This is a genomic window from Hydrogenophaga defluvii, from assembly GCF_042665235.1.
Lineage (GTDB): Bacteria > Pseudomonadota > Gammaproteobacteria > Burkholderiales > Burkholderiaceae_C > Hydrogenophaga > Hydrogenophaga defluvii_A.
In genome coordinates this window covers 1-889 of sequence record NZ_JBHTBZ010000037.1, presented here as the reverse complement: position 1 = coordinate 889, position 889 = coordinate 1, and the positions used below count along the sequence as shown (strand labels likewise).

Sequence of the window (889 nt, the reverse complement as noted above, 5' to 3'; positions counted from 1 at the left end):
GGGGTCTCCTCGTTTTCAGTGCAATAAGTGACGGTACGAAAAGCTAGCACTGGCGCGGAGGTGGTGTTGGTAGATCGTTGATTTCATTGACTTTCCTGTTCACTTTCAAATCTGCGATTCGTGGCGTCAAACCGTGGTCGGTTTCATCCATTGGTGCCAGTTATCGATGCATTTGGCCGCGAAGGCAGGATTTGGTCAGCATAGCGGTCAACCGGGAAGCGAAACACACCCCGCAAGTTGATGCTCTCCAGCCTGGTGGGCGCAATCTTCCCGATCAGTTCCGGTGGAATGACCTGGCGGCGGTTCGACCAGCGATCCAGGACCGCCTGCATCTGTGAGGTATTCCACGCCATCACGATGTTGGCCATCAGGCTCAACGCATCGGCCACAGCCTGCATTTCATCGACACGTTTGGCCTGCGCCGGGCTGATCCGGCCGGTATAAATGGCGCGCTTGAGGGCGTTAACAGCCTCGCCCCGATTGAGCACCCGGCGCAACTCGTTCCTGAAAGCGTCCTTGACAAAGTAGTCAGCCAAAAACGCCGTACGCAGCAACCGCCCCAATTGCACGCCAGCCTCATAGATTGGATCGCCCTGGGCGGCAGAACCGAACCGCGCAAGAGCTGCCACCGCACTGGCATGTCCGCTCATGACCGAGGCTGCCAGGTGCACCAGACTATCCCAATGCTTTTCGATCAAAGCGACGTCGACATTGGCTTCGCACACCGCAGCGATTTCTGCGGGCACTTTGGTGCCGCGTGGCACAAAGAGGTGGCGCTGTTTGAGTTCCTTCAACCGCGGGCAAAGATCAAAACCAAGCAAACGGGCATGTGACATGGCAAAGTCGGTGTAGCCATGGGTATCCACAGCAAGCTGGCTGGTCTCCAGCT

General features: G+C 57.3%; 1 protein-coding gene. It reads right to left on the bottom strand.

Going from position 1 to position 889, the window contains the following annotated elements; all coding sequences use genetic code 11:
• Positions 1 to 143: 143 nt before the first annotated feature.
• On the bottom strand, positions 144 to 889 hold a 746-nt coding region (locus ACFQU0_RS13310), incomplete at its 5' end, for a Tn3 family transposase (RefSeq protein WP_382201567.1).